General features: G+C 44.0%; 22 protein-coding genes. 6 read left to right on the top strand and 16 right to left on the bottom strand.

The window, feature by feature from the left end; translation table 11 throughout:
- Positions 1-64: 64 nt before the first annotated feature.
- From QUA78_RS12335 to QUA78_RS12365, 7 genes are all read right to left on the bottom strand, one after another.
- Positions 65-1,063 (bottom strand): serine/threonine-protein kinase, encoded by a 999-nt coding sequence (locus QUA78_RS12335; protein ID WP_333301868.1) that lies wholly within the window; start codon positions 1,061-1,063, stop codon positions 65-67.
- A gap of 102 nt (positions 1,064-1,165) precedes the next feature.
- Complete coding sequence (locus QUA78_RS12340; protein ID WP_333301867.1) at positions 1,166-1,402, bottom strand: DUF433 domain-containing protein; 237 nt, start codon at positions 1,400-1,402, stop codon at positions 1,166-1,168.
- Positions 1,403-1,525: 123 nt separating this feature from the next.
- A complete protein-coding gene (locus QUA78_RS12345; protein WP_333301866.1) occupies positions 1,526-1,768 on the bottom strand; it encodes a DUF4926 domain-containing protein in 243 nt (80 codons plus the stop codon).
- 7 nt (positions 1,769-1,775) lie between these two features.
- Positions 1,776-2,111, bottom strand: a complete 336-nt coding sequence (locus QUA78_RS12350; protein WP_172186779.1) for a DUF6883 domain-containing protein — start codon at positions 2,109-2,111, stop codon at positions 1,776-1,778.
- Positions 2,112-2,175: 64 nt separating this feature from the next.
- Positions 2,176-2,409: a hypothetical protein gene (locus QUA78_RS12355; RefSeq protein ID WP_333141274.1), complete on the bottom strand. Its 234-nt coding sequence runs from the start codon at positions 2,407-2,409 to the stop codon at positions 2,176-2,178.
- A gap of 79 nt (positions 2,410-2,488) precedes the next feature.
- Positions 2,489-3,466, bottom strand: a complete 978-nt coding sequence (locus tag QUA78_RS12360) for a heme o synthase (RefSeq protein WP_333301887.1) — start codon at positions 3,464-3,466, stop codon at positions 2,489-2,491.
- A gap of 133 nt (positions 3,467-3,599) precedes the next feature.
- Positions 3,600-4,514, bottom strand: a complete 915-nt coding sequence (locus QUA78_RS12365) for a heme A synthase (protein WP_333301865.1) — start codon at positions 4,512-4,514, stop codon at positions 3,600-3,602.
- Positions 4,515-5,041: 527 nt separating this feature from the next.
- Here QUA78_RS12365 and QUA78_RS12370 point away from each other — a divergent pair.
- The 5 genes from QUA78_RS12370 to QUA78_RS12390 all read left to right on the top strand — a co-directional run bounded on the left by QUA78_RS12370 (position 5,042) and on the right by QUA78_RS12390 (position 8,074).
- A complete protein-coding gene (locus tag QUA78_RS12370; RefSeq protein WP_333301864.1) occupies positions 5,042-5,320 on the top strand; it encodes a hypothetical protein in 279 nt (92 codons plus the stop codon).
- 60 nt (positions 5,321-5,380) lie between these two features.
- Positions 5,381-5,548, top strand: coding sequence for a hypothetical protein (locus tag QUA78_RS12375; protein ID WP_333301863.1), 168 nt, complete (start codon positions 5,381-5,383; stop codon positions 5,546-5,548).
- A gap of 216 nt (positions 5,549-5,764) precedes the next feature.
- On the top strand, positions 5,765-7,198 hold the full coding sequence (locus QUA78_RS12380; protein WP_333301862.1) for an ABC transporter substrate-binding protein: 1,434 nt from the start codon (positions 5,765-5,767) through the stop codon (positions 7,196-7,198).
- A 109-nt stretch (positions 7,199-7,307) separates the two neighbouring features.
- Entirely contained in the window at positions 7,308-7,718 is a 411-nt protein-coding gene (locus QUA78_RS12385) for a XisH family protein (RefSeq protein ID WP_333301861.1), read from the top strand.
- Entirely contained in the window at positions 7,709-8,074 is a 366-nt protein-coding gene (locus QUA78_RS12390) for a XisI protein (RefSeq protein WP_333202082.1), read from the top strand. Before QUA78_RS12385 ends, QUA78_RS12390 begins: the two co-directional genes overlap by 10 nt.
- Before the next feature lie 433 nt (positions 8,075-8,507).
- Here the strand turns inward: QUA78_RS12390 and QUA78_RS12395 are convergent, their stop codons facing one another.
- The 7 genes from QUA78_RS12395 to QUA78_RS12425 form a co-directional block, all read right to left on the bottom strand.
- Complete coding sequence (locus QUA78_RS12395; protein ID WP_333301860.1) at positions 8,508-13,871, bottom strand: AAA family ATPase; 5,364 nt, start codon at positions 13,869-13,871, stop codon at positions 8,508-8,510.
- Between the two features lie 147 nt (positions 13,872-14,018).
- A complete protein-coding gene (locus QUA78_RS12400; protein WP_333301859.1) occupies positions 14,019-14,327 on the bottom strand; it encodes a hypothetical protein in 309 nt (102 codons plus the stop codon).
- 62 nt (positions 14,328-14,389) lie between these two features.
- Positions 14,390-15,385 (bottom strand): tetratricopeptide repeat protein, encoded by a 996-nt coding sequence (locus QUA78_RS12405; protein WP_333301858.1) that lies wholly within the window; start codon positions 15,383-15,385, stop codon positions 14,390-14,392.
- 166 nt (positions 15,386-15,551) lie between these two features.
- Positions 15,552-16,007 (bottom strand): TPR end-of-group domain-containing protein, encoded by a 456-nt coding sequence (locus QUA78_RS12410; protein ID WP_333301857.1) that lies wholly within the window; start codon positions 16,005-16,007, stop codon positions 15,552-15,554.
- Positions 15,943-16,272 (bottom strand): tetratricopeptide repeat protein, encoded by a 330-nt coding sequence (locus QUA78_RS12415; protein ID WP_333301856.1) that lies wholly within the window; start codon positions 16,270-16,272, stop codon positions 15,943-15,945. Before QUA78_RS12415 ends, QUA78_RS12410 begins: the two co-directional genes overlap by 65 nt.
- A 1-nt stretch (position 16,273) precedes the next feature.
- Positions 16,274-17,125, bottom strand: coding sequence for a tetratricopeptide repeat protein (locus QUA78_RS12420; RefSeq protein ID WP_333301886.1), 852 nt, complete (start codon positions 17,123-17,125; stop codon positions 16,274-16,276).
- A gap of 87 nt (positions 17,126-17,212) precedes the next feature.
- Entirely contained in the window at positions 17,213-18,001 is a 789-nt protein-coding gene (locus QUA78_RS12425) for an SAM-dependent methyltransferase (RefSeq protein WP_333301855.1), read from the bottom strand.
- A gap of 40 nt (positions 18,002-18,041) precedes the next feature.
- Between QUA78_RS12425 and QUA78_RS12430 the strand changes: the two genes are divergently transcribed.
- Positions 18,042-18,299, top strand: a complete 258-nt coding sequence (locus tag QUA78_RS12430; RefSeq protein WP_333301854.1) for a hypothetical protein — start codon at positions 18,042-18,044, stop codon at positions 18,297-18,299.
- Here the strand turns inward: QUA78_RS12430 and QUA78_RS12435 are convergent.
- Together QUA78_RS12435 and QUA78_RS12440 are read right to left on the bottom strand one after the other, a co-directional pair.
- Positions 18,291-18,569 carry an AAA-like domain-containing protein gene (locus QUA78_RS12435; protein WP_333301853.1) on the bottom strand — a complete coding sequence of 93 codons (279 nt, stop codon included), beginning with the start codon at positions 18,567-18,569 and terminating at the stop codon, positions 18,291-18,293. The two genes, QUA78_RS12430 and QUA78_RS12435, sit on opposite strands and share 9 nt — an antisense overlap.
- A 137-nt stretch (positions 18,570-18,706) precedes the next feature.
- On the bottom strand, positions 18,707-21,208 hold the full coding sequence (locus QUA78_RS12440; protein ID WP_333301852.1) for a glycosyltransferase: 2,502 nt from the start codon (positions 21,206-21,208) through the stop codon (positions 18,707-18,709).
- Positions 21,209-21,563 lie beyond the last annotated feature (355 nt).

The following is a 21,563-nucleotide window of genomic DNA, read 5'->3' on the forward strand; positions in this document are numbered from 1 at the left end:
CTTATAACTGAATCAACCATCTGGATATGTTCCGGTGCAGCGTGGTTGTTAGACTTCTGACGCATTAGTAGAAAGGGTTGTCTAGCTCCATTTGCGATTCCATTACTTTTCCTTCTACATCTATATGAGATCGACACGCTGAAATCTGTTGAACTATATCAGCATCTGACTCAAACTTAGCTGCTTCATCAAGAACATAAGCAGCATAATTTATTTGTTCTAAATCATCGTTCATACCACAGTGAAAGTCAAAAAACTTCTGTATCAAGGCAATTTTCTCGTTTTTACGTAAAGTAGGATATCGTTGGGCTTCATCTCGATTGTTTAATCGTTGCCAAAAGTCTTCAGCATCCTCTATACTGCCAAACCTATTATTTCTATCTTCAGCAAGGTGCATTTCCAAGAAACGCTGTAACGGATCTTGCAGTTTAGATAAACCAATAGTAGGGTCGTAATAATCGCCCGTTAGCAGATAATAAAAAGTTGCACCAAGAGAATAAATGTCCCCTCTTTTATCAACTCCTGCAAAATTGCGATACTGCTCAGGAGGACTAAAATATGGACTGTGCCAATTTGAAGTTGTAACCCTCGTATCTTCACTATCGATAGCGATACTTAAGCCGAAATCACTTAATTTAGCATTTCCATCAGCACCAAGAAGGATGTTTCCAGGCTTAATGTCACGATGCACAATTGTTCCTGGAGAGTTGTGAGAAAATCTCAAGGCACTAGCTACTTGCCAGTAGATATCAATCGCGCGATCTGAATTATTGCAAGTTTCTGGTAAGAGATTATCTATGGAGCCATCTGGACAATATTCCATCATGTACCCAGGATTTTCTAGATCCTCTGAAGAATCAACAATTCTTACAATATTGGGGTGCTCAAGCAAACGAAGATTCTTAATCTCCCTGTGAAACCTTGCTATGTCTTTATTACGAAGAAGAGTAGGGCGTATTTTCTTTACAGCAAACTGAGCAGAGCGAGATGGGTCATAAACAAGCCAGACCTCACCCATACCACCCTCTCCAATTTTACGAAGCTCTTTTATACGATCCCACATTCTTTTTCTTCCCTCAAAACATCACATCACAAACAATTAAAAGAAGTCTAACGGTTGAGTTGAACCGCATTCGCTACGCTAAGGGGTTAACCATTGTCGTTGTCATGCGACTAAAACCGGATGGTCGAGTTTGCGGACTGCATAGAGAAGCGCAGTTTTGAGATCCTCAAGTTCCAAGTCTGGCAATTCTTCGAGAAACTCAAAAATTTGCTCACCCGCAGCTAGCAATTCTAGGAGATCGATGACTCGAATCCGCATTCCCCGGATGCAGGGACGATCGCCACATTGTCTTGGGTTCACTGTGATTCTGTCAAACAGATAAGCAACGGATGCTGGCATTGGTTAAAATTGTTTAAAACCTTTGTATATAGTTTACTTCATTTCTCGTCCCAAACTCACACCCCGATATAATTCTGCGATCGCAATTTCCAGCTCAATACTCTCTAAAGTATTCTTTGTAGGCTAGGCATAGGCAGGAAGTGGCTCATAAACGAGTTCCATGAGTTTTTCTGAAGGAACGGTTTCCATTGCATAGGTATTACCTTGAGCATCGGCAAAATCTACTAGATAAGCGCGATCGTCAAAGCTCATCAGAATAGTGCCAACTTGTCCGGGCCGGAGCAAAATTGGCCCAGAGGTTTCTTTATGGATTGCCTGAATTTCTGCGGTCAAGGCAACAACATCATACTCGTGTAACGTGATCACAATATCCTCACTTATTGACAGGATAGGTATTAGTTAGCCGGGGAAAGTCTTCATCGGTGCGAATCATCCAACATGACAGCACCCAAGAGCTTCCTGTTTCCGTAGTCATGAAAAATTTGATATCATACTGGGTTCCATAGTTGTCGGTTTTATAAATTTCTGCCTCCTGATTGACCGCACATTCTAATAAAGCGACTTCTAAAATAGCTTTGTTTTCTAGTGTAATTCCCAATCGATTTCTAAACAGGATGGCTTTATCTTTTCCTTTGGGATGCTGCATATTTAGTGAGTATCGCTCAAGCTTGTCGCCCAGCAGTGCCTTCTCTCCGTTGGGTAATTTCATCTGTCGAAATGGTCAAGTCACTTGGTGGAAAATTTTCATTTGCCAGAAACCGCATTAACTTGCCTCAGCAATTTGCCCGTTGTGCCATATATCGATCGAAAGTTGTGTAATCTCCAGCTTTGTAGTCAGCACGGGCCGCTTCAATTTCGGCAATGTCTTCTGGAGAATCGTCCTCATTCGGGAATAATTCAGCTTCCAAAAATTCCCATATCTTGTATCTTTCAGCAATTCCCAGTGACGAAATAGCTTCCAGCAGTGATTGAAATGAGATGTCTACTTTCACAGTATTCTCAGCCATCAGAACTTTCCTCCACTTTAAATTTTACAATATATCCAGAGCCCCGACTTCTTCAAGAAGCCGGGGCTCTAAAAGCAGACTACATCACAACTGCACTAATCAAAGTGTGCACATTTTGGACAACAGCAGTAGTAAAATTATGAGTCACAGGCAAACTGTCAACCACTATGCCAGCGCACAAGAGCATCAGGTACAGAATAGAGTATTTGAAGAGCGATCGCGCAACAATCTTATCCTCGGGAGTCTGCAACAGCAACCAAGCTTTTTGGGCAAAAATAGCACCCAGGAAAATAGCTGTCCCCGCATACACCGCGCCCGCTAAATGCAGGGGATAAACTAGCAGAAAAGTTGCAGGAATCATCAATAGCGTGTAAATCCAAATTTGGCGGGCTGTCTCTTCGTCGCCCTCAATTACAGGTAACATCGGGACGCCTACTTCCTTGTATTCATCGCGAATCATCATTGCTAATGCCCAAAAATGCGGCGGTGTCCACAGGAATATAATCGCAAACAGCAGCCACGCACCCCAACTCAAATCTCCCGTCACCGCAGCCCACCCAACTAGCGGGGGAATCGCCCCTGCTGCACCGCCGATGACGATGTTTTGCACGCTGTGACGCTTCAGCCAATGGGTGTAAATTAGGACGTAGAAAACGATGCCTGACATTGCTAGCAATGCCGCTAATAAATTGGCAACAACTGTCAGCAATGTAAAGGATATTGTAGCTAGGGCGATCGCAAATATCAAAGCATCGCGCTTCTTGACACGCCCCGAAGGAATCGGCCGCCACCGGGTGCGTTCCATAATATAATCGATGTCGCTGTCGTAGACACAATTAATCGTATTCGCCGACGCGGAAGCTAAAGCGCCTCCGGTAATAGTTGATAACAGCAATAGCGGGTCTACTTCTCCTTTGGCGGCCATCCACATTCCTGCTGATGTGGTGATTAGCAGCAGTAAAATAATTCTGGGTTTTGTTAGTTGATAGTAACTTTTCACCACTTGCGAAAAGTTTTCGTGGAGGCGGGGCCTGTCGTTGGTAAGGATTTCTTGCATCGGTTGTAAGCTGTTAGTAATTATTTGCGAATTCGTCATTAGTCATTAGGTTGGACTTGCGGGTTTTACGATAAATTATTGGTGTAGCTACAAGGATTAATAAACCCGCCGCCTCTTACTTTAGTCTTATCTCTCAAGCTGATAAAACTCGATCGCGCCAAGCTAAAACACTAAAAGCTATCAGGGTTCCCAGCAAAGCAGCACCAACTGCTTGGTGGGCGACTGTCAGCGGTTCTACCTGAAGGTGCAGCCGGAAAGTTGCTAATCCCAAAACTAATTGAGCAATTAGGCAAACACTCGCCCAGTTAGCCATTTTTCGCAAGTTGGGACTCAGTGCAGGCTGCCGCCAAGCCATCACTGATACTGCTAAAGTCGCTGCTGTAGCTGGTACGATACCGGCGATGTGGCTGTTCATTACCGAGCACAATTCTGAGGAATCCAAACATTGGTGCAGCGCCCATCTAGAGCCTACTAATGCTCCTAGCAAACTTTGCAGGTAAACTAACAATGCTGCGATCGAACTTACCCAAGCTAATTTGCCCGTATTGCCTGTAGCTTCGTAGGGAGTCAGCATGAAACCGATGACTAGCAGCGCGCCAAAAAACAGTAAAGCTGTTCCCAAGTGAGCAGTAACGATGTCAAATCTCAGCAGTTGTGTTACTGTCAAGCCGCCCAATACGCCTTGAAAAACGATTAAAAATACTGCCCCGGCGCTCGCCCAAGGCAGCCATTTTGGCAGGCGGCTGCGGTAAAACAAAGATAGTCCTAAAAGTGCGATCGCGCTTAAGCCGATCGCTGCTGCGTCCACACGGTGAAACCATTCCAGAAATACCTGCAAATTCATTTGCGCTGCGGGTATTAATTGACCGTAGCACAGCGGCCAGTCGGGGCAAGCGAGCCCCGCATTCATGACTCGCGTGGCGCTGCCTACAGCCATTAACAGCCAGGTTGCGATCGCAATTTTCCACACTAGGCTGCGGATAATATCTTTTGGCTGCCACTGCACTCCTGCTGCTGCGTTTGGCTGATTTACAACTGAGTTTGCCATGAAATTTACCTTAGCCTTTGTTGTCGATCGAACTTAATTAAATATTGAGGTTTTGCTTTGGCTGAGCTTAGCCGAGCTTAACACTCTTTTTCTCTGACAAACCGTCTTTTTTACTACCTTAGCGAGACTTTTATGCAATTAGTTTGTCTTTAGAAAATTTTCAACTTTCTTCTTTATATTACAAAAGATTTCCTTTTTTTTGCCAAACTTCAAAAAACTTTAATCTTTCCCGGCCCCTGGATAATTAAGAACTCCCCGCTTTCGACTTGGGGCGGAAAAATAAAGATATAATTAAGAAGGACACTTTAATAAATAATTGTGATATGAGCAGAGCAAAAGTGTTTATAAAAAACTAAATAGGATAAAAAAACCTATAAAATATCATTCGCAACAAACTATATTTAGCTGATTGTTCTAGCCTAGTAGGAAGTATGACGGCAAATAAAACGGCAGTCAATAAGTTAAGCAAGCTATAAGCCAGCGACTCTTTACTCCAGGCCTCGTAGCCCCGAGCAAGCAGTTCAAGGATGGCAAAAGAAACAGGCAAAATACCGAGTTCGCTGTTGGCCCTACTTGGCGGCACAGCGATCGCACCAATCAGCTTGTGGTACGGTCAAAACAACCACCTGATGCCAGATCGAGCCTCAGAACAAGCACTCATAGTAGACGATTTTTTTAACCTGACGATCGCGATGGCCACAGCCCTATTGATGGCGTTGCATAATAGCGGGATGATTTTGATTTTTTTGTGCGATCGGCTCTCTTCGCCCGAAGGCGTGTATTTTCACAGCAGGCGGGACGCCTAACCCCTACTCCCCACAAGAATCATCCTCAAATTGTGCAACACCGCGATCGCACTCCCGCCGATGGCAGACTCAGGAGACGCGGTGCCTGAAACAGCACCAGAAATCACACCAGAAATGCCTCCCACCCCCAGCAGCGCCAAATACGGCGAACAAGCCAAACCCTCAGAGACGGGACAATCTGCAGGCATCACAGTCAACGTCACTGGATCTAAGCTGCTACGCAGCTAGATTGTAAAATATCAAGTTGAAATAAATTACCAAGCGCTAAAATATATGTATATGTCAGCCAAAAATCATCTATCTCGAGTAGCACAATTATTCTAATTGCTACCTAAATTATTAAATGAAGGAAAACTTGTTATTAAATGCGTTACATCCCGTACATTGCTCGTTGGCGAACTTCCTTCTTTGAATCTACAACCTAAAATCTAAAATTCTGCTGCCATGTCCCAAAAAAATGAAACCGTTGTTCTGGTATTATCGCTCCTAATTACGATCGGGCTAGCCGGTGCAGGTATTTGGTGGCTGACAAGCCGAGGCGGCATCAATCTCGGAGGTTTATCACCCCAAAATCAGACATTTCCCCAGTCTCCGACGGGGAATTCCCCGCAATCAGAGCAGGCAATTCAGCAGCGTCTGAGTGCCGGACAAAAACTGTTAATTCCAGAGCAAGCAACAACAACCAAACAAGCAGCAGTACAGGCGATTGCATCTGGCAACTATAACGCTGCTATTTCCGACTTACAAGCTTCGCTGAAAACCAATCGCAACGATCCCGAAGCACTAATTTACCTCAACAACGCCCGCATCGGCGATCGAAAATCCTACACAATTGCCGCCGCAGTTCCCATTGGCGGCGATATCAATGCTGCTCTAGAAATTATGCGGGGGGTAGCTCAAGCTCAAAATGAAGTCAACCAAAGCGGCGGCATTAGCGGTACTCCCTTAAAAGTGTTAATTGCTAACGATGACAACAACCCAGAAATGGCGGCACAAATTGCCAGCGCTTTAGCAAATAACTCGGAAGTTTTAGGAGTAATCGGACATTTTGGTTCAGATACGACGCTAGCAGCCAGCAAGATTTACCAGCAAAAACAATTAGTAGCAATTTCTCCCACAAGTACGTCTGTGCAGCTCTCAGGATCTGCCAAAAATATATTTCGGACAGTGCCGAGAGATCGGTTTGCGGCTAATGCTCTTTCGCGCTATATGGTGGGAAAATTGCAAAAGCAAAAAGCTGCTGTATTTTTTAATTCTGCCAGCAGTTACAGCCAATCTTTAAAAGATGAATTCACCACTGCTCTTTACGGAGATGGAGGACAAATCGTAGCCGAATTTGACTTTGCTAAGGGCAATTTTAATGCGGCCGATAGCGTTAAAAGTGCGATCGCCCAAGGAGCAGAAGTGATTATGTTAGCATCCAATTCAGCCACGCTCGACCAAGCTTTGCAAGTAGTGCAAGTAAACGCCAAACGGCTGCCATTACTAGCAGGAGACGGCGCTTATACTGCTAAAACACTGCAAATCGGTGGTGCAGGAGCAACAGATATGGTGCTGGCTGTTCCTTGGCACATTCTCGCAGATCCGCAGTCAAACTTTCCCCAAACATCCAAACAACTTTGGAATGCTGAAGTAAGTTGGCGCACAGCTTTAGCCTACGATGCGGCGATCGCGTTAATTGTCGGTTTAGGGCGCAATCCGACTCGTACAGGCATTCAACAAGCTTTATCCGCGTCAGATTTTTCGGCAAAAGGAGCATCCGGCCCGATTCGGTTTTTACCTTCGGGCGATCGCAATCGCGCAGTTCAGTTAGTAACTGTTAAACCCGGAAATCGCACCAGTTACGGTTACGAGTTTGTGCCGATATCCGGTTTGTAAACTATTTGCGATCGCCAAATGTAGGTTATAATATTCATTGGTAAGTTCTAGGGCTGGTCAAGCAAAAATACTTACAAGATCAGTAGTTATCTGCAACTAGAAAACTTGTATGGTAAAAGATCGGTTTCATGGTGTTGTTAAGACAGGTTTAGAAAAGCAAGGTTGGCAGATTACGGCAGATCCCTATGAAATTAATGTTGATGATGTAGATTTTGAGATTGATTTAGCGGCGGAACAACTGTTAGCCGCCCAGCGAGATCATCAGAAAATAGCTGTAGAAGTTAAAAGTTTCATTAGCCCATCCAATGTTTCAGATTTTCATACTGCATTGGGACAATTTCTCAATTATCGCGATGCGCTTGAAATGATTGAACCCGATCGCCGCCTCTATCTAGCGGTGCGATTGCCAATTTATGAAAGTTTCTTTCAACGACGGTTTATTGTGGCTGCGGTTCAGCGATATCAACTGCGATTGATGATTTATGATGTGCAACAGGAGGTTATTGTTCAATGGCTGTAGAGCAATATCGGCAATACATTCGTCATCTTCTTTCAGAACGGCGAGAGCGCATTTCGATACAACGCAACGCGCAAGAATACGAAGTGCAAACCCTTTTTGATACTGAGCAAGATCATTATCAACTTCTGTATGTTGGTTGGCGTGGAAATAGACGCGATTTTGGCTGTATTCTGCATCTTGATATCAAGGGTGGAAAAATTTGGATTCAGCATGACGGTACTGAAGTCGGAATTGCGAACCAACTCGTCGAACTGGGAGTGCCTAAAGAAGATATTGTTTTAGCATTCCATGAACCCGATGTACGCCAGTTTACTGATTTTGGCACTGGGGAAGCGATCGCCCTCAGTTTCGGGTAGCTAAATTAGGTGTAACCGATTGGGCGAAGGAGTTATTTCTGCTACATAAGATTGACATCAATATAACTTACGCAAAAAACCCGGTTAATCTGAAAAATAGTTGATCTCTCGCCTGAGAGATTGACGCAGAAACCGGGTTTTTGCCCCTGCATACGTCCAGGAATGATAAATCTCTAATTTTAAATTCATCTCCCCTAAAAATAAGGTATAATATCAAATCCGTTAGCATCGGCATTAATATAACCCGCAATCAGGACACGGCAGTGCCGTTTCCCTACAATAAATCTGGCGCGCAAGAAACGGCACTGCCGTGTCTTCTATATCATTCCGGCGCAGCCGGAATTGATATAAGTAGTTAAGTACAATTAATTATATATTTTTTGCCAAAGTCTCGAAAGATATTTGACACTGCCGCAACTAAATTTTCCCATACTTACTTCTGTTTGATTACTACCAAAGTAATGTCATCAAATACTTTTTGCTCCCCGATGTATCGCCGCAGGTCGTCAATAATAGCTTGCTTGATTTCTGCTGCTGACTGTTCCCTGTTAAGGACAACAACTTCAATCATTGGCTCAATACCGTATTCATTTTGATTCATATCAAAAGCTTCGGTAATTCCATCTGTGTAGAGTACGACAACATCCCCAGAATTTAACTGTATTTCAGTAGTAGCAATGAAATCGGCAATATCTGCTTCCAAGGCGATCGGAAAGCCTAACTCCATGGTATCAATCTGCTCTACTTCGCCGCGGTCACGCACGACAATCACCTCTTCGTGCTGTCCGCTCAAACGCAGGATGTTGTCCCCGCGATATTCCAGCAAAGAAAGGCTCATACTTTTACCGCAATTCATGCGCTCTACGTTGTCAAAAAGCGTTTGGTTGACTGTCTGTAATAATTTAACTGGGTCGGTTTCATTGTGAACCAACAAAGTGCGAATTGCTGTTTGCGCCATAATCATTAACACGCCACTTTCTAAACCGTGTCCTGTCACGTCGCCGATGCCAATTGTGGCTTTACCGCCGTGATTTAGTACGTCGTAGTAGTCACCGCCAACTTCATCAGCCGGTTCCATGAATGCAGCAATTTCTAGCCCTTCTATTGACTCTAATTCCTGCTGGTGAGGCAAAATCATTTGTTGCAGGCGGCGGGTTACGTCTAGTTCGGCACTCATGCGCAGGTTTTCTACTTTTAGCCGTTCGTTCAAAACCAATATTTCTGCATTAGCTTGGGCTAATTGTGCGGTGCGATCTTCTACTTTTTGCTCTAAAGTTCGGTTGTAATCTTCTAATTTTTCGTAGAGACTTGCATTTTGAATCGAGATCGCGGCTTGAGCAGCAATGATTTTTAAAGTTTCGACTCTTTCCGAGGTAAATGCGCCGATCGCCAAATTATTTTCTAAATAGAGAATTCCACCTAGTTTGCCTTGATTGAGTAGGGGAGTGCAGAGAATCGATTTGGGTTCAGTAGCGGTAATGTAAGAGTCGCGGGTAAATTGTCCTTCATCGGTGGCGTTATTTAATACTACATTTTCGTGGCTGTGAGCGACGTAGTTAACTATGGCGGTTGACAGCAGGGGAATTCCAGTTGCAGGATCTACAGAATCTACGGCAATGGATTGCATAATGGTAATGCGATCGCCCTCTACTGCTGCTTGGGCTTCTATAACCCAATTCCCGCCTTTGTCCAGGATGAGAAAACCTTTTTCTGCGCCTGCGTTTTCGATCGCAGCTTTCATCACCTGGTTTAACAATTGTTCGAGAACGATTTCACCGGAGATAGCTTGGGATGCTTTCATTACTGTGGCAAAATCCAACGTTTCGCCATACCTTCCAGAGGTTGTGGTAATAGATTTTTTGGTATTTTGACTATCTGTGGCGGTTGAACCAACCGACTGGGTGGCTAAAAACTGCGGGTATCGGGCTTCTAAATCTTTGACTTTAGCTGTTGCCCCCCAAAGCTGATAGACATAGTGGGCGTCTTGCAAGTAATGACGGGCAACATGACTTTGATTTCTGGCTAAATAAAACCTGCCAGCCAATTCGTAAGCGAGGGCTTCTTCGTTGAGATATTCGTTTTCGCGGGCTAGGGCGATCGCATTATCGTAATAATCTCTGGCATCTCGATCGTTGCCCGATACGCGGGCGAGTTCCGCTTCCACTAGATAGAATTTGTGCAAACAATTCATAGGGGCGTGTCCCGCCCATGTTTTCATGTTTTCTTGATTGACAGCTATTTTCTGTAAAATGTCCTGTTGTGTAGACGTTGAGGTTTGAGGAAAGATGGCTAGTCGGAGCAGTGAATCATACAAGTAGTAGGGAAGAGCATAGAACGTTTCTTTAGCTTGGATAAAGTACTCTTCTAATAACTTCAAATATTCAAAGGATTTCTCAAATTCTTGAAACAGATAAGAGAGAATAAATTTGTTAAAATATAGGTTAAATAATGCTGATTTCTCATTAGTCTGAATGTGAAGCGGTAGCATTTTCTGTTCGTCATACACCTCACCGCATAATTGGTAGGGATTTTCTGTCTCCCTTTGCAAGTTCGAGACTGCTTGCCAATAAATTTTAAGCCAGTCTAAAACAGTTTCTTGCTTGACCCTGGCAATGACTTCACCATATGTTGCCATCTCTTGTTCGACACTGCCTAATTCCTTGCCTGCTAAATATGAAACAATGCAATAACTCGCAGCCCCATTCGCACCCATTTCTAAATCACCTGTTTCCAAGCCACTTTGATATGCTTCTAATAAAAAAGGCAATATATTCCTAATATGTCGCTTCCAATGTATTAAAAAACCCGCAACTATTACGTATGTCCTGGCTTTGGATTTTTGGGAATGGAGCCTCTCTAATACCCGGAAAGCTAGCTGACCGAATTGATAGCCAGTATCGATATCTCCCGCTCCACAGAGGATCACCCCGTACATTGCGTAAGCATAAGCGGAGTCAGGTTTATTGCCATACTTTACTGATAAATTGACCTGTTGGCTCACCAGCAGGGGAATCAGTATCTTCGTCCCAGAAAAAGCAGGCATCAATAATTTAGTCAGGATATTCATGGCTGCTAGCTTTTCTGGGTCTGTCATTTCCGGCAAACCGATTAAATCCTCGGTTGTTTTACTTGCCAAAATTAACTGTGTCTCCTGCATTGCCGCCATAATGTCTGCCTGAGTTGGTTCTTCAGGAAAGGCAAAGCCAAGCAACTTTAGCAATTCGAGACCTGTTTTTATCGATACCAGGGGTTCTCTTTGTGCTGCATGGGTTAAGAGCCTGACTTCATAGACTATTACTTTGTCTAGTAGCGATTTGGCTCGTTCTAAGATTACCTTGTTCCATCGCTCCATCTGCTCGAATTCCGCATTCAGGAAAGCAGTCTCTGCTGCTTCTGTATGCAGTCCTAATGTCAAATCGTACTGGTTCTGCCAACAGTCTTCCCCTAGCAGATCGATGCCAGTCTTTAGGTAGTTATAGGCTTCTTGATATGCTGCTGAAGCTTTGGCTTTCTTTCCTGCCTGTAAATTTAACTGTGCCAGTTCGTAGCGTTCTCTTGATTCCTCAATTAAAGTATGACCCTGGTTCAACTGATTGACAATATCAAATATATTTTGTTCAAATATCTTTTGTTCTTGTGTTTCCGATCGCAGGTTTTGCAGCAGTAGTTTGCCGACACGCAGGTGCACCTCTTGTTTATTTGTTTCGGGAATGAGCGAATAGACGGCTTGCTGAATTCGGTCGTGGGCGAACTTATATTCTGCTACCAATCGATCGGATAGACCTTCTACATCTAGTTCCATCAACTTGTAGGCATCGTTCATCGGTAAGATTAAGCCATCTGCGATCGCAGCCCAAAGATCCGTTGCTGTTTCCCGAAGAGCTTGCTCGCAAACAATTGCCAGTCGCTGCAAGTCAAACTGGTTTCCCATGCAAGCAGCTAACTTCAAAACTCTTTGGGTCTGCGGTGGTAATTTTTGTACTTTAGCAGCCATTAATTCCACTACATTATCAGTTATTTTTTGGGATTCAATTTTTTTTGAATTCCACTGCCAATAACCTCGTTGATAATTAAAACTGACTGAGGCTTCGGCATACAAAAAATTTAAAAACTCACCTATAAAAAAAGGATTGCCACTTGTCTTGGCAAGCACCAACTTAGCTAAAGATTTTGCGGTTGCTGGTTGGCGGCGAAAGATATCTTGAATTAACTGCGTGATGTGCGGCAAAGCTAAAGGTGACAGGGAAATTTGATTAACTGTTACTTTTGCCTTCTCGATCTCATCTAGCGCCAACATTAAGGGATGAACTGCATTAACTTCGTTATCCCGATAGGCTCCGATTAAAAATAGATATTTACTATCTGCAGCCGTCATTAACAGATCGATTAGTTTTAATGAAGCTCCATCTGCCCATTGCAAATCGTCTAAGAAAAGCACCAACGGATGTTCTTGGCGAGTAAATACTTTAATGAAGTTTTGAAAGACTAGGTTAAAGCGGTTTTTTGCTTCTGTTGGTGGTAGTTCGGGTGCAGCAGGTTGCGCGCCAACAATCAGTTCCACTTCCGGAATAACTTCAATGATTACCTGTCCGTTAGCACCCAAAGCCTCCAGAATTTTTTCTCGCCAAGTAGCGATTTTCTCTTCACTTTCCATTAGCAGTTGCAGTACCAATGACCGAAATGCCTGGATGAAAGCGGCGTAGGGAATATTGCGTTGAAATTGGTCAAATTTACCGGAGATAAAGTAACCGCGCTGGCGAGTAATGGGCTTGTAAACTTCCTGCACCAAAGCTGACTTACCAATGCCGGAATACCCGGATACCAGCATCATTTCACTGCTTCCCTGGCTGACGCGATCGAAAGCTGCTAACAATGTATCTATTTCTCGTTCTCGCCCGTACAGCTTTTGCGGAATTTGGAACCTGTCGGAAACATCATTTCGAGCTAGCGGGAAGGGGTCAATCTGTCCTTTAGCCTGCCACTGCTGCAGGCATTCTTCTAAATCCGCTTTCAGCCCATACGCCGATTGGTAACGGTCTTCAGCGTTTTTAGACATTAACTTCAGCACTATCTCTGAGAGTGCCGGCGGAATGTCTGGTTTGCGTTCGTGCGGTGGCGCTGGCTGTCTAGCAAGGTGGCAATGCACCAATTCTAGTTCGTCCTGCGTCACAAAAGGCAACTGACCTGTCAGTAACTCGTAAAATGTCGCTCCTAGCGAGTAAAAATCTGTCCGATAATCGATAGCCCTATTCATTCGTCCAGTTTGTTCGGGCGACATATAGGCTAGCGTCCCCTCCAACAAATTCGGATTGCGAAAAGTTTGATTCTCTCGCGTCAGCACCGTAGAAATGCCGAAGTCAATCAGTTTGACTTGCCCAGTTGTCTGATGCCAAACAATATTAGATGGGTTGATATCTTTGTGTAAAATGTTCTGCTGTTGTACTTGACCGAGAATGTCAGCAATCTGAATCGCCAGGGGCAGAAACTCTATTAATGAGAATTGTTTAATCTGGATCGAGCGATCGAGGGATTCACCGCCAAAATCTTCCAGCGCCATCACCCATCGAAACTGATGATTTTCCAAGCTGTAAGCATCCACCACTCCCGTTAGATTCAAATTTTTAGTAATTTCATACTCCCGCCTAAACCAGGCTATTGTGGTTGGCGGTGGATACGCTTGTTTGAGAATTTTCAAGATAACGGGTTGGTTGTTTGCTATTTTACATCCGCGATAGACTAGCGAGTTAGCACTCTCATGCAATTTCTCTAAAACTTGATAGCCTGCGATTTGAAGCATCTTACTTACTCTGTATAAGTTTTTGATAGAGCCTTTATCTAAAATTATCTCAAACTTCTCTGCTTTTAAATAATTATGGTTGATGCAGGACAAAGTAGGGGCAAGATATTACCCCTACTTTTGCATAAGTACTTATGTAATCTACCTCTAGAGACTTCGATCGGGAGTGAGAGAGTCAGCAGGATCGGGAGGAGTAGGAGGATTGGGAGGAGGAGGAACAGGAGGATCGGGATCGGGTAAAGGATCTGGGTTAGGTAAGGTTATTACTACAGCAGCTTGAAAAAGTTCGTCCGCACAAATCGCAGTAATTCGGGCGCTTTTCCGGCTCTTAATAGCGACTCGTTCCGATTCTGATAACCCGGCTGCTGCCATCAAGGCGTCAGGTTCCCTCTCAAAAGCTAGTTGCTGTTTTGGATCGATAGCCAGATTGGCTAAGAAAACTGGTAATTGACTCATTTAATACTATTCCTTTTGCTCGATTTCATTTGGCTCGATTGTTTTCTTGCTGAGTTGTTGTTTCAACTAACACTCTGTCCCTCGAAGACTGGTTGCCAAGCCAAATCGCGCTGTGCCCTTGCTTTGAGTTTGGGATTGTTGGTGAAAGTTGCTAGTTTCTCCCGAGCTTTCTCATAATTACCTTCCAGAGCCGCTAAACCGCCAAGTACGTAGTCTTTAGTTAACTCATCCAAAGTAATGTGGAGATTCGATTCTTCTAATAGCTTGTACAATTCGTCGATTAGTAATTTAGCCTCGTTTGATGTCATCAACTTTACTTTGCTGACAGTGTGGTAGTACCGAATTTCGAGGTCATCGGGGTGCTCGCTCAATGCTTTATCAAACAATGCAAATGTTGTTTTCAGGTTTCGCGGATTAGTGTTTAACAAAGCTATGTCCTTTGTAGGAGTTTTGATTACGCTAGGGTCTAAGCTAATCACGCTAAGAAAAGCCTCTAACGACTCACGATCTTTGTTCTGTTCTAGCAGGGTTATGGCTTGGTAAAGCTTAGCCCAAGCATAGGTCGGGATTTTATCCAGAGCTGTTGTTAAATAATCGAGAGCTTCTGCTAAGTACGGATCGTCAGAGCCATCTCCTCCTCGTGCGTAGGAGTTTGCGCCTCGGTGAGCGTAAGCCCAAGCATAATGATTGTCTTTGTCAATGGCTATCTTAAAATTTTTCTCTGCCTCTTCGTATCTCAGATTCTCGCGATAGGCTTCACCTAGATGCGCGTATGCCCAAGCATAATCAGCATCTAAACTAATAGCTGTTTCAAAACATTTTTTAGCTTCTGCAAAGAATCTTTCAGGCGACTCAATATGGGAACCCCATTGACGGTAAGTTTCTCCGAGATGGGCATGAGCCCAGGCATAGTTAGGTTCTAGTTCGATCGCGGACTTAAACTTTTCCAAAGCTACGCTGTATTCTCCTGATAAACGGCAAATTTCACCGTCTCGAACAAGTTTCTGTGCTGAATTGCCATTATCTACATCTGCAAGATTGGTTTGGTTTTGTATCATAACAACTCCACAACAAATAACAACAAATTGTGATTTTTTCAGAATAGTAAGTTTTTCAGAAAAACCTAAAATAACTCTACCATATTTTTTGATTTCTCACGTATTCTTAATAAAACTCAACTTTATTTTCTGCCAAATTCAGAATGGATTTTAGTGTTACGGTTTATTAACAAAACACCTGAAGTTTCTGTAATATCAGTTCTTTTGCAAAAACAGCAGCAATTTTATTGCTACTCTTGCTATCTACTACTGCTCTATCCGCTTCGGCAATTAACATTAAAAAATTTGGTGAATTTCGCAATTCCAGCCAAGCTACGTCGTGCCGTGCAAACTCGATCGCTTCATCCTCAAGTAACATTGCTTCTTGAAGATAATTCAACGCTTGCTCTATCTTACCTTCAATGGCGGCTAAACCTCCTAATCGATACAAAATTATACCTTGCTCTTCAGAATTTACTAAACTCAGTAACGCACTTCGCGCTGCATTGATATCTGGTTGAGCCGCGACCAATCCTTGCCAGCGAGTCTTAAATACAGCAATATTGTACAGAGCAAAACTATCGCCTGGATTTTCTAATAAAGCTTCTTGGCAACAGTCTATCGCCAGCGATCGCCCAAGCATAGTCTGATTTTAATTCAATAGCTCGATCGAAATCAGCTAAAGCTTCGGGATAGCGTTTCATCAAGCGATATACTTCCCCCCGGCGGGCAATCGCCCAAACATAGAGGGGATTTTGGGCAATTGCTAGGCTAAAATCAGCTAGTGCTGCGTCATACTGTTTGAGAGATCGGTAGATATCTCCCCGACGGGCGATCGCTTTCACATCGCCAGGATTGGATGCAATACTTTGATTCAAATTGGCAAGGATTTCTCCATAGCTATTCAAGTCAACCCCCCTCATTAATTAACGATCGAAAACGCGGATCTTCGCGCAACTCGAGCCAAGCTACATCGCGGCGGGCTAATTCAAGAGGCTCATTGTCTAACGAGATAGCTTCTTGGAGACAGTTCAATGCAAAATCTCGATCGCCCTCAAGAGCAGCTAAACCGCCTAACCTGTAAACAACACCAGCACGTTTGGATGGTTCGTTAACCGCTTGCAAAACGTTTCGCGTTGTTTCTATGTCTGCTTGCGCCGCCGCCATACCCTTGAAGCGTGCTTTGACGGCAGCAAGGGTATAGAGAGTAATGTAATCGTCTGGGTTATCTTTTAATCCTTGTTCGCAACCAGCAATTACTTCGTCATATCGCCCCATATAACTTAGTAGCAATCCGCGCTCGCCAGGCCAAGAGGGAATGATAGTGTTGTCAAGAGCGATCGCGCGGTCAAAACCAACTAATGCTTCTTCATGACGCTCCATTCTTACATAAAGGTTAATCTGGTAAACGATCGCCCAAGGGTAATCGGGCTGCAAGTCTAAGGCTTGGTTAATATCAACAAAAGCATTGCTGTATTGCTTTAATTGGTAATAACTCGCGCCTCGGTGTGCCAGCGTCCAGGCCTGTTTGGGTTTAAGTGCCAGAGAGCGATCGAAATCAGCTATGGCTTGCTCGTAGCGTTCCATCAGCCGATAAGTATCGCCTCGATGCGCGATCGCCCAAGCATAGTCAGGCTCCAACGCGATCGATCGATTAAAATCGTTTAGAGCTGCTTCAAAATCCCCCGTCAGCCGATAGTTTTCACCACGATGAGCCAGAGCCTTAGCGTTGTCAGGGTTCTGTTCTATATAAACCGACATTACCACATTTTTTCTCCTCTAACACATACACTTTTTATCTGCTGGAAAAAGAATGTAGTTTTTACTACATTCTCTTGGCAAAATACCTTAAGTTTCTTTCACAAAAGACATACCCAGCCGGGACATCATTTCACTGTCTATAGGTGCTGACGCTTGAGGCGGAACATAAAGTGTCGAAACTAGAGTAACACGAGTATCAGCCAGTTTGGACAGAGGAATAGGTTGGATAACTGGCTCGCAAACCGGGTAATAAACCGCTGCTTCGTAAACAATTACTTCGTGGTCAGAACCATAGTATGTTTCTAACACTTCAGTTAACACATTTAGACCCCGCAATTGAATCTCCTTTTGATAAAAACCCAGATTGCCAATCGTCGCAATCTGCCACAAAATTAAAGCACTGGTCGGGTCAAATTTCCGCCCCCGAATCAGAAAGTCAGTGGCTTCAAAACTTTGACATCCGTTGCGTCCTGGGTCAAGACCCAAGTCAGCAAATAAGCAATCTTCCGCTGAAATTCCTGGTAACATTTGCGCCCTAAAACCTTCACGACGCGCCTGTTTAATCGCTTCATGGGTGGGGTAAGCAAAGACACCGGGATGACCGTAAAAAACTGCACAAACATTCAAACCCTGACGAACTTCAGCCAAAATGCGATCGACCATTTCTCGATAAGTTTCTCTACGCCGCTGATTGTTGGTATTGTAAGGTAAGGCTTCTGCGATGGGATTGAGTGTCTGTAGCCATTTAGCAGTAACAGGATCGGCTACGGCGAACAGAACTTTGTCAGCTTGCTCGATCCACGCCTTCGCTGCTAAGGTCAGATGACCAACTAATTGAATTCCCGTCCCGACAACAGTTAAAGATCCGGTTTTCAAATGTAACTTCCTCCAAGCGATCGCAAAATGTGTTTCAGTTATGGTAGTAACGCAAATTGCTAGTTATATAATTAAAGCTGCTAAAGTTGTCGTTGTAGGCGATCGCCATAAATTCCGGCAGAGATGGGAGAGTTTTGCAACACTTGCTCTAGGCTTAGTGGAGTGTATCACGACTAACCGGAGTTTTCGCCCAATTCCCCGATTTTTGGCTTCAGGAGTGCCAAGTTCGCAAAAGTCCGCAAAAGTCGATCGTCAAATTGGGATAGGCAAACAAGCGATCGATATCGCCTCAAGCTAACACTAAAAGTTTGGTTGTTGAGAGTAGCAAATACTGCTGGAAGTACATCTTGCAGCTAATCTGACTGCCAAATAACTCATCCCCATATTCTGCTATTTGATTCCCCAGTTGCAAACCCAAACGGACATTGGGGCAGAACCACCGCCAGAATTTATCCAAATCTTGAAAAATTTCTCTATTTGCTAACTGAAAATGTATATAGCCTTTCTCAGAAAGATGAGGTACTATCCGGCATAGGGCATAGGGTATAGGGCATAGGGCATAGGGCATACCTCACTTTTTTGAGAACCGCTATAAATATTTTTGCACGATTACTTAAAAGATATGAGGTAAGGTCATCTAAAAATCCATCAACCTTCATCTGCTGATATCTGCGGTGAAAAATTCCCAACGAGGAGAAATTCCCTCTAAAGTTGCGAAACTCCGATCGGTCTAACTGACCTATTCCTCTCAAAAACAGCCCTTGGTTTCAAAGCAATTCTCAGCAACAGCCACAGCGATCGCCATTCTCCGGGAGTTTCCTGCCGCTGCCACTGGCCCGGGCGACAGTACAGCATTTCGATCAAACAGCGGTGCTGGCTAATATTCAGGCGATCGAACGCAATTCGCACAGTGGGAAATTCCACAAAACTGCACTCTTTTCCATCCCGAAAACTAGACCCCAACTGAGATTTATCGCTCACCACCTCAATCTTAGCCACAGGAATAAAACAGTTCTCTTCCATAATTTTCAGAGTCGCCGAATCGCAATCAATCAAACCTTGAGCCAAACGACGCTCAGTGCCGAACTCAACAACAGACGGCGCTAGCGATCTCCTTGCTTTGACTGCCGCACTGCGAGGGATCGCTTTTATTTTACCCTGCGATAAACTTGTCTGAACGGCATATTTTGGCAAAATCTCTGCTGGGGTAAAACTCTCTTTACTACCCTTACCTTTCACCGCAAAACTTGGCCACTGAGTCAGAGCAACTTCAGCGCCACTTTCCGAAATTACAGTGGTTACACCCCAAAAACTTTGACCGCCAATGTTTAATTGTACCACCCTGCGTAAATCGAACCATTCGTAAATGTCCGGCTTAGGAATATCCACCAAAATCAGTAATGCAATCCCGATCATCAGCAGGTTGTACCCGCTCCAAATCCACCCCAAACTCATTCCTTTTGACAAATTTGCACTTTCTGATATTGACTGTACGGTGCCCACATTTTTAACTAAATTAATGTTTAAATTGTGCCACAAACTGAATCCTGTAGCTGCAAACAACACAATCAAAGGCCATCCCAAATTCCAGTTAAAACGAAAGCGATCGCTCGCAATTCCTTTCGGCGTCACCTGAAACCCTTTTCCAAAGGGATTCAGCATGGAACTCACTACCGTCACCGCTAAAGGAATACACTGAACAAACGAATAAACATCCGAAAGCAAAGCCGAACCCGATCTGCGGTTCAGCCAAGAAAACACAGTAAGTTGCACAAAATAGTAAGGCAGGAAAAAGTACAGCAATTCCCGCGCACTTGCCCGCAAAGGAATGATGCCGAAAAACGAATAACCTAAAGGTATCAACAGATAGAAAACCTTGGTTAAACTGGTAAACCAGTGCAGCAATCCTTCCAAATGAGACAGCCTTTGTATGAATCTGAGACCGCGAATTGTTAAAGGATTGGAATCAATAAAAAATGCCTGAAGCGTGCCTCGCGCCCAGCGTAGCCTTTGATTTAGATGAGCCTCTATATTTTCAGCCGCCAAACCAGCACTCAATTTTTCATCTAAATAAACTAAGCGATATCCGGTTGCTGACAGCCGAATTCCGGTAAAATAATCTTCGCAGATTGAATCTGTGACCAAGCCTCCCGCTGCTTCTAAAGCACTCCGCCTAACTACAAAAGATGTACCGCAACAAACCACGCTGTCGGCGCTGTCTTTGATGATTTCAATTTGCCTGTAAAAGATTTCTTCTTCCGGCGCGAGCACATTTTCTAAACCTAAATTACGGGAGATGGGGTCGTGGTTGTAAAAGCTTTGCGGTGTTTGAACGAGGGCGATTTCGGGATTTTGAAAAAATCCAACTGTGCGAGTTAAAAAGTTTTTAGTGGGGATAAAATCTGCATCGAAAACTACAATTAGTTCTCCATTAGTAAGGGCTGTGGCGTGATTGATGTTTCCAGCTTTGGCGTGAATATTATCGGGTCTGGTTATATACTCGCATCCCAGTTCTTTTGCCAGCAATTTGATTTCATGACGCTTCGTATCGTCAAGCAAGTATACTTTTTTGTTGGCATAATCTAAAGCTTGACAGCCGATTACAGTGCGCCGTAAAATAAAAGCCGGTTCGTTGTAAGTTGGGATCAAAATATCTACGGGCGGGGTGAAGTTTCCAGCTTCAACTGCAACTGCCATGCGATCGGCTTCTCGACGCCGATCTTTCATTCTCAGCATTAAATACAGTTGAATACTGGTGTTGAAAACCAGTAGCATTTCTAGGAAAAACAGCCCCAAACTAAACATACCGTTGAGGGGATCGGTTAAATTTAGAGTAGCGAGCGATCGCCATAAAACGTAGCGAATGGTTAAAGCCAGAACTATTGCAACTACCACAGCGCGCGACCATTTCTGCGGTTGAGGCGAAATTTTAATTGCAGCTAAAGCAACGGAGACAAGCGCGATCGTCGGCACTAACAAATACATCTTGCTCGTAGCAGGCACTTGCAGCCACACAGGCGGATTTTGCTGCCAAGTGTTGATTGTGGCAAAAATACCGCTGACTGTACCTTCACGGGCAAACCAGGCTGCGGCGATCGCACCTGCGAAAGCAACTGCCCCCAACACGACTAGCGTTGCCGTCGGCAGCCGCGAAATTCGCCAAAAGCGGCGTTTCAAGTCTTGAATGTCAAATCTTGAATTTGTCATAAAATGTGAAATTCCCGATCGTACCTGCAACAGTCAGGGTTTCCTGCTGTCCACTTTTTAATCCTGTTGAAAATTCCGACACACGCCAATTATTATATTTACATTTTTTAACATTCTGACCCTTGTATGATAGTTCATTTTGCTTCCTAGTGGCAAACTGATCGGCGGGTTCAATCCGGGCAAGGTATAGCAGATATTGAAGGAAGTTCGGCAACGGATTCGCTTTCTTCGGATGTAACGGATGTCAGGAAGAAGTCCGAGAGAAAAAGGAAGAAGGCTTTAGAGTAATCCAAGGAAAAAATGATCCAAAATCAGGGATACTAAGAGAATAATTAATGTGCAATCTGCTGTATGT

The sequence above is a fragment of the Microcoleus sp. K4-B3 genome (assembly GCF_036704615.1).
In the GTDB taxonomy this organism is placed as follows: Bacteria; Cyanobacteriota; Cyanobacteriia; order Cyanobacteriales; family Microcoleaceae; genus Microcoleus.

Excerpts from the sequence above, each read along its gene's own strand:
- QUA78_RS12335 (WP_333301868.1), bottom strand. The coding sequence starts at position 1,063 with ATGTGGGATCGTATAAAAGAGCTTCGTAAAATTGGAGAGGGTGGTATG.
- QUA78_RS12340 (WP_333301867.1), bottom strand. The coding sequence starts at position 1,402 with ATGCCAGCATCCGTTGCTTATCTGTTTGACAGAATCACAGTGAACCCA.
- QUA78_RS12350 (WP_172186779.1), bottom strand. The coding sequence starts at position 2,111 with ATGAAATTACCCAACGGAGAGAAGGCACTGCTGGGCGACAAGCTTGAG.
- QUA78_RS12355 (WP_333141274.1), bottom strand. The coding sequence starts at position 2,409 with ATGGCTGAGAATACTGTGAAAGTAGACATCTCATTTCAATCACTGCTG.
- QUA78_RS12360 (WP_333301887.1), bottom strand. The coding sequence starts at position 3,466 with ATGCAAGAAATCCTTACCAACGACAGGCCCCGCCTCCACGAAAACTTT.
- QUA78_RS12365 (WP_333301865.1), bottom strand. The coding sequence starts at position 4,514 with ATGGCAAACTCAGTTGTAAATCAGCCAAACGCAGCAGCAGGAGTGCAG.
- QUA78_RS12370 (WP_333301864.1), top strand. The coding sequence starts at position 5,042 with ATGGCAAAAGAAACAGGCAAAATACCGAGTTCGCTGTTGGCCCTACTT.
- QUA78_RS12375 (WP_333301863.1), top strand. The coding sequence starts at position 5,381 with ATGGCAGACTCAGGAGACGCGGTGCCTGAAACAGCACCAGAAATCACA.
- QUA78_RS12380 (WP_333301862.1), top strand. The coding sequence starts at position 5,765 with ATGTCCCAAAAAAATGAAACCGTTGTTCTGGTATTATCGCTCCTAATT.
- QUA78_RS12385 (WP_333301861.1), top strand. The coding sequence starts at position 7,308 with ATGGTAAAAGATCGGTTTCATGGTGTTGTTAAGACAGGTTTAGAAAAG.
- QUA78_RS12390 (WP_333202082.1), top strand. The coding sequence starts at position 7,709 with ATGGCTGTAGAGCAATATCGGCAATACATTCGTCATCTTCTTTCAGAA.
- QUA78_RS12395 (WP_333301860.1), bottom strand. The coding sequence starts at position 13,871 with ATGCTTCAAATCGCAGGCTATCAAGTTTTAGAGAAATTGCATGAGAGT.
- QUA78_RS12400 (WP_333301859.1), bottom strand. The coding sequence starts at position 14,327 with ATGAGTCAATTACCAGTTTTCTTAGCCAATCTGGCTATCGATCCAAAA.
- QUA78_RS12405 (WP_333301858.1), bottom strand. The coding sequence starts at position 15,385 with ATGATACAAAACCAAACCAATCTTGCAGATGTAGATAATGGCAATTCA.
- QUA78_RS12410 (WP_333301857.1), bottom strand. The coding sequence starts at position 16,007 with ATGCTTGGGCGATCGCTGGCGATAGACTGTTGCCAAGAAGCTTTATTA.
- QUA78_RS12420 (WP_333301886.1), bottom strand. The coding sequence starts at position 17,125 with ATGTCGGTTTATATAGAACAGAACCCTGACAACGCTAAGGCTCTGGCT.
- QUA78_RS12430 (WP_333301854.1), top strand. The coding sequence starts at position 18,042 with ATGGTAGTAACGCAAATTGCTAGTTATATAATTAAAGCTGCTAAAGTT.
- QUA78_RS12435 (WP_333301853.1), bottom strand. The coding sequence starts at position 18,569 with ATGCCCTATGCCCTATGCCCTATACCCTATGCCCTATGCCGGATAGTA.
- QUA78_RS12440 (WP_333301852.1), bottom strand. The coding sequence starts at position 21,208 with ATGACAAATTCAAGATTTGACATTCAAGACTTGAAACGCCGCTTTTGG.